4 protein-coding genes are annotated in these 6,328 nt (G+C 68.1%); 2 read left to right on the top strand and 2 right to left on the bottom strand.

Annotated elements, in window-relative coordinates:
• Together ACIA8G_RS28175 and ccrA are read right to left on the bottom strand one after the other, a co-directional pair.
• Window positions 1–1,230: a cytochrome P450 gene (locus tag ACIA8G_RS28175; protein ID WP_396421682.1), complete on the bottom strand. Its 1,230-nt coding sequence runs from the start codon at window positions 1,228–1,230 to the stop codon at window positions 1–3.
• Between the two features lie 12 nt (window positions 1,231–1,242).
• Window positions 1,243–2,565 carry a crotonyl-CoA carboxylase/reductase gene (ccrA, locus tag ACIA8G_RS28170; RefSeq protein ID WP_396421681.1) on the bottom strand — a complete coding sequence of 441 codons (1,323 nt, stop codon included), beginning with the start codon at window positions 2,563–2,565 and terminating at the stop codon, window positions 1,243–1,245.
• 126 nt (window positions 2,566–2,691) lie between these two features.
• Here ccrA and ACIA8G_RS28165 point away from each other — a divergent pair, with 126 nt between their 5' ends.
• Window positions 2,692–4,419 (top strand): ABC transporter ATP-binding protein, encoded by a 1,728-nt coding sequence (locus ACIA8G_RS28165; RefSeq protein ID WP_396421680.1) that lies wholly within the window; start codon window positions 2,692–2,694, stop codon window positions 4,417–4,419.
• A complete protein-coding gene (locus ACIA8G_RS28160) occupies window positions 4,416–6,302 on the top strand; it encodes an ABC transporter ATP-binding protein (RefSeq protein ID WP_396421679.1) in 1,887 nt (628 codons plus the stop codon). Before ACIA8G_RS28165 ends, ACIA8G_RS28160 begins: the two co-directional genes overlap by 4 nt.
• Window positions 6,303–6,328: the final 26 nt, after the last annotated feature.

Here is a 6,328-nt window from a genome sequence, read left to right as displayed (position 1 = left end):
TTACCAGATAACGGGAAGCTCCCGCAGCGAGTAGACGATCGCGCCGTCGCGGAAACGCAGCTCCTCTGCCGGTTTCGCCAGCTGCAGCGTCGGGATTCGGGTGATCAACGTCAGCAGCGCGACCTGGAGTTCCACGCGGGACAGGAACTTCGCGATGCAGCTGTGGACGCCGTGCCCGAACGCCAGCGGGGTCGAGTCCTTGCGCGTGATGTCGAGTGTGTCCGGTTCGGCGTAGACGCTCTCGTCGCGGTCGGCCGACGACAGGAGTGCGATGATCCCGTCTCCCGCCTTGATCTGCTGGCCGGCGATCTCCAGGTCCACCTTGGCGACCCGGCCGACGCCGCACTGCATGACGTTCTGGTGCCGCAGCAGTTCTTCGACCGCCCCGACGATGAGGTCCGGGTTCTCGCGCAGCTTCACCAGCTGCTCGGGGTGCTCCAGCAGGGTCAGGATGCTCAGCGCGATCGACGAGGCCGTCGTGTCGTACCCGGCCGACAGCAGCATCATGCCGATGACGACCGCTTCCCCGCGCTGCAGCTCGCCCGCGGCCATCTGGTTCTCGACGAGGCGGCCGAGCACGTCATCGGCCCCGGTCCCGTTGGCGGCGTCCTTCTCCTTCTGCGCCACCAGCTTCGTCAGATAGCCGAAGAGCGCGCCCGCCGCGGCGTTGCGGTGGGCCTGCGAGGAGGTCGTCTCCACCAGGGTGTTGATCCAGCGGCCGAACGCGAGGCGGTCCTTGTAGGGGACGCCGAGCAGCTCGCACACCACGGTCAGCGGGATCGGCCGCGCGAAGTGCGTGACCAGGTCGACCGGCTGCGGGCCCTTCAGCAGCGCGTCAACCTTCTCGTCCACCAGTTTCTGGACGGAAGGCCGTACTTCCTCGGCCCTCTTCTTGGTGAACATCGACATGATCATGCGCCGGTACCGGGTGTGCTCCGGTGCGTCGACCGTGACGAACGCGCCCGGCTGCGGGTCCACCGGGAACAGGTAGCGCGGGTAGCCGGGGTTCATCACCTCGGCGGAGAACCGATCCGTGTCCGCCAGCAGTGCGCGCACATCCGCATACCTGGCCACGAGCCACGCCGTGTCGCCCGCCGGTGTCGTCACCTTCTGCACCGGCCGGTCGGCACGCAGCCTCGCGTACTCCGGTGGCAGGTCCAGCGGCGCCTGCGGGTCACGGTCGAACGGGAACGGGCACGCCGAAGCCGGCGCGACTACTTCTTCCGTCATCGCGGGAAACCTTCATTCGGAGGTGCGGAATCGGTTGATCGCGTCGATGTTTCTGCCGCGTAACTCGTGGTCCAGCACGCCGAGACCCTCGGACGGCGCCAGGCACAGCACACCCACCTTGCCCTGGTGGGCGTTGCGGTGCACGTCGTGCGCGGCCTGCCCGGTCTCGTCGAGCGAGTACACCTTGGACAGTGTCGGGTGGATCTTCCCCTTCGCCACCAGGCGGTTCGCCTCCCACGCCTCGCGGTAGTTCGCGAAGTGCGAGGAGATGATGCTCTTCAGGTTCATCCACAGGTAGCGGTTGTCGTACTGGTGCATGTACCCGGACGTGGACGCGCAGGTGACGATCTTGCCGCCCTTGCGTGCCACGAAAACGCTGGCACCGAACGTTTCCCGGCCGGGGTGCTCGAAGACGATGTCCGGGTCCTCGCCGCCGGTCAGTTCACGGATGCGGGCGCCGAAGCGTTTCCACTCGCGCGGGTCCTGCTCGTGCTCGTCCTTCCAGAAGCGATAGCCCTCGGCCGAGCGGTCGATGATCAACTCGGCGCCCATGGCGCGGCAGATCTCGGCCTTGTCCGGCGAGGAGACGACGCAGATCGGGGTGGCGCCGCCGTTCAGCGCGAACTGCGTGGCGTAGGAACCGAGACCGCCGGACGCGCCCCAGATCAGGACCGTGTCGCCCTGCTTCATGTTGGCGCCGTTGGTCGACACCAGCTGCCGGTACGCGGTGGAGTTGACCAGACCGGGAGAGGCCGCTTCCTCCCACGTCAGGTGCTCGGGCTTGGGCATCAGCTGATTCGCCTTGACCAGCGCGAGATCGGCGAGGCCACCGAAGTTCGTCTCGAAGCCCCAGATCCGCTGCTGCGGGTCGAGCATCGTGTCGTTGTGGCCGTCCGGCCGCTCCAGCGGCACGTCGAGGCAATGCGCGACCACCCGGTCACCCGGCTTCCACACCGTCACACCGGGACCGACGCGCAGCACGACGCCGGCGAGGTCCGACCCCACGACGTGGTACGGCAGATCGTGCTTGCCACCCAAGCGCCGCAGGAACCCGAACGTCGAGAGAGGCTCGAAGATAGAGGTCCAGACGGTGTTGTAGTTGATCGCGGACGCCATCACGGCGATCAGCGCCTCACCGGGCGCGAGCTCCGGCGTCGGGACGTCCCGCACCTTCAGCGACTCGCGCGGATCCTTGTCCCTGGTCGGAAGACCCGCGAACATGTCCGCGTCGCTCTCCTCGACCACCACCGCCCGGTAGCTCTGGGGCACCGGCAGCGCCTCGAAGTCCCGCGCCACCGCGTCGTCCGATTCGATGGCACTCAGGATCTCGCTCATGCGGTCCACGGTAGGTGGCGAAACGCTAGGGAATGCCCGCGAGAAACCGGGACCGAAGTCTAGGGAAAGCCGCTGCGGCTTCTCCGGTTCCCTTGGCGCATCACCCATCGTCCCTGGGGAGTGCGTGTGCTCGTCAGATTCCTGAACCGCCACCTCCGGCCGTACCGGGGAACAATTCTGCTCCTGGTGGTGCTGCAGCTGGTCCAGACGGCCGCGACCCTGCTGCTGCCCACGCTCAACGCGCAGATCATCGACAACGGTGTGCTCGTCGGCGACGCCGGCTACATCTGGCGCACCGGCATCACCATGCTCGGCGTCGCCGCGGTGCAGATCCTCACCGCGAGCGGCGCGATGCTGCTCAGCTCCCGCATGTCGTCCGGCATCGGCCGGGATCTGCGGGCCAAGGTGTTCGGCAAGGTGATGAACCTGTCCGCGCGCGAGGTCGACCAGCTCGGCGCGCCGTCGCTGATCACCAGGACCGTCAACGACGTGCAGCAGGTCCAGAGCATCGTGCTCACCACCGCGGACGTCGCCGTGTCGGCGATCATCATGTGCGTCGGCGGTGTGGCGCTGGCGCTGGTGCAGGACGTGCCGGTGTCGTCGATCCTGATCGGGCTGGTCATCATCGTGATCGCCGGGCTCTCGCTGATGCTCAGGCGGCTCTCGCCGTTCTACGAGCGCATGCAGAACTACCTGGACCGCATGAACCACCTGCTGCGCGAGCAGATCACCGGCGTGCGGGTGATCCGGGCGTTCGTCCGCGACCCGCACGAACGCGGCCGCTTCGACGCCACGAACCGCGACCTGTACGGCACGACGCTGCGGGTCGGGAAGATCATGGCCACGCTGCCGGTGATGGTGATGACCGTGATGAACGTGCTGACCGTCGCGATCATCTGGTTCTCCGGGCACCGCATCGACGACGGCTCCATGCAGCTCGGCGCCCTGCTGGCGCTGCTGTCGTACGTCACGCTGATCATCGTCGCGATCATCATGACGATGCTGGTCTTCACCGAGAGCCCGCGCGCCGCCGTGTCCGCGGGCCGGGTGGACGAGGTGCTGCAGGCGCAGTCCAGCATCGCCGCGCCCTCGAACCCGGTCACGACGTTCGCCACGCGCGGGCTTCTCGAGCTGCGCGGCGCGACGTTCGGCTATCCCGGCGCGGAGAAACCGGTGCTGCGCGACGTCAGTCTCGTCGCCCGTCCGGGCGAGACGGTCGCGATCCTCGGCAGCACGGGCAGCGGCAAATCGACGCTGCTGTCGCTGGCGCTCAGGCTCTACGACGTCACCGGTGGCGAGGTGCGGATCAACGGGGCGGACATCCGCGACCTCGATCCCCTGGCACTGCACCGAGTCGTCGGGTACGTGCCGCAGAAGGCGCACCTGTTCAGCGGCACCATCGCGTCGAACCTGCGGTACGGCAAGGAAGACGCGACCGACGAGGAGCTGTGGCACGCGCTGGAGATCGCGCAGGCGGCCGAGTTCGTGCGCCCGCTCGGGCTCGACGCGCCGATCACCCAGGGCGGCTCGACCGTCTCGGGCGGGCAGCGGCAACGGCTCGCGATCGCGCGGGCCCTGGTGCGGCGGCCCGAGATCTACCTGCTCGACGACTGCTTCTCCGCACTCGACCTCGGCACCGAGGCCCGGTTGCGCGCCGCACTGGCCCGTGAGCTGGCCGACGCCACGATCCTGCTGGTCACCCAGCGGATCAGCACCGTCGAGGCCGCGTCGCACGTCATCGTGCTGGAGGACGGCCAGGTCGTCGGCGCCGGCACGCACGCCGAGCTGATCGGCACCAACCAGACCTACCGGGAGATCGCCCTCTCCCAGCCTGTGGGAGGGGCCGTCCGATGACGCTGCTCGCGGAGAAGGAAGTTCCGATCGAGGTCGAAGCGACCCGCAAACCCAGCACGACGAAGAGACTGTTCGGACTGCTGCGGCCCTACCGCGGCCGGGTGATCGTGATCGGGCTGCTCGCCGTCGTGTCGATCGGGCTCAACCTGCTCGGCCCGATCCTGCTCGGCCGGGCCACCGACCTGATCTTCGCCGGCCTGGTCAGCCGCACGCTACCGGCCGGAGCCACCGAGGAGCAGGTCCTCGCGCAGCTGCGGGAACAGGGCAAGGACACGCTCGCCAACGTCATCAGCACCGTCGACATCGTGCCCGGCTCGGGTGTCGACTTCGGCGCGCTCGGCCAGCTGCTGCTGATCATCCTCGGCCTGTACGTGATCGGGTCACTGTCCATGCTCGTGCAGGGCAGGATGGTCACCGACATCGTGCAGCACGCCGTTTTCAAGCTGCGCGAGGAGATCGACGCGAAGCTGACCCGGTTGCCGTTGGCCTACTTCGACCGCAACCCGCGCGGCGAGGTGCTGTCCCGCGTCTCCAACGACGTCGACAACCTGCAGCGGACCGTGCAGCTCTCGATCGGCCAGATGCTCACCTCGGTGGTGTCGGTCTTCGGTGTGCTGGCGATCATGCTGGTGATCTCCGTCCAGCTCGCCGTGCTGGTGCTGATCTGCGTGCCGATCGCGCTGCTGCTGGCCGCGTGGATCTCCAAGCGCGCCATGCCGAAGTTCAGCGAGCAGTGGCGCTCGACGGGCGAACTGAACGCCCACGTCGAGGAGATGTACAGCGGGCACGCGCTGATCACCGCCTTCGGGCGGCAGGAGCAGGCCGCCGCGGAGTTCGCCGAGCGCAACGAGACCATGTACCGGTCGTCGTTCAGCGCGCAGGCGATCTCCGGGCTGATCGGGCCCGCGACCCGGTTCATCACCGACCTCAACTACGTGCTGGTGGCCGTGGTCGGCGCGCTGCGGGTGGCGAGCGGATCGGTGTCGATCGGTGACGTGCAGGCGTTCATCCAGTACTCCGGCATGTTCTCGCGGCCGATCGTCGACGTCGCGAACTTCTCCGGCCAGCTCCAGTCCGGTCTGGCGTCCGCGCACCGCGTGTTCGAGCTGCTGGACGAGCCGGAGCAGTCGCCGGCGCCCGCCAGGCCCGCGACCGTCTCCCCGGTGCGCGGCCACGTCGAGTTCTCCCGCGTGTCCTTCCGGTACACGCCGGAGAAGCCGCTGATCTCCGATCTGTCGTTGACGGCGGCGCCCGGTCAGCTGGTCGCGATCGTCGGCCCGACCGGTGCCGGCAAGACCACGCTGGGCAACCTGCTGCTGCGGTTCTACGAACTCGACGACGGCCGGATCCTGTTGGACGGCAAGGACATCACGACGTTGACGCGCGAGGATCTCCGCTCGGCGATCGGGCTGGTCACGCAGGACACGTGGTTGTTCGAGGGAACGATCGCCGAGAACATCGCGTACGGACGGCCCGGCGCCACCCGCGACGAGGTGGTCGAGGCTGCTCGGGCGATGTGCGTGGACCGGTTCGTGCGCTCGCTGCCAGACGGCTACGACACCGTGCTCGACGAGGAGCACGGCGGGTTGTCCGCGGGCGAGCGGCAGCTGATCACGCTGGCGCGGGCGTTCCTGGCCCAGCCCGCGATCCTGCTGCTCGACGAGGCCACCTCGTCGATCGACACGCGGACGGAAGTGCTGATCCAGCAGGCGATGGCGTCGTTGCGGGCCGGGCGGACGAGCTTCGTCATCGCGCACCGGCTGTCCACGATCCGCAACGCCGATCTGATCATCGTGATGGATCAGGGTGCGGTGGTGGAGCGGGGCACGCACGAGGAACTCATCGCCGCCAAGGGTTTCTACGCCCGGCTGTACTCGGCCTGATCTCGGTCGACTGACCCAGCACGAAC

It is taken from the genome of Lentzea sp. NPDC051213 (assembly GCF_044455585.1).
GTDB lineage: Bacteria > Actinomycetota > Actinomycetes > Mycobacteriales > Pseudonocardiaceae > Lentzea.
Note: the sequence above shows the minus strand (reverse complement) of the source record. Positions and strands in the feature narration are given on the sequence as shown.

What these genes read in the sequence shown, in the direction of transcription:
- ACIA8G_RS28175 (WP_396421682.1), bottom strand. Translation starts at nt 1,230, where the DNA reads ATGACGGAAGAAGTAGTCGCGCCGGCTTCGGCGTGCCCGTTCCCGTTC.
- ACIA8G_RS28160 (WP_396421679.1), top strand. Translation starts at nt 4,416, where the DNA reads ATGACGCTGCTCGCGGAGAAGGAAGTTCCGATCGAGGTCGAAGCGACC.
- ccrA (WP_396421681.1), bottom strand. Translation starts at nt 2,565, where the DNA reads ATGAGCGAGATCCTGAGTGCCATCGAATCGGACGACGCGGTGGCGCGG.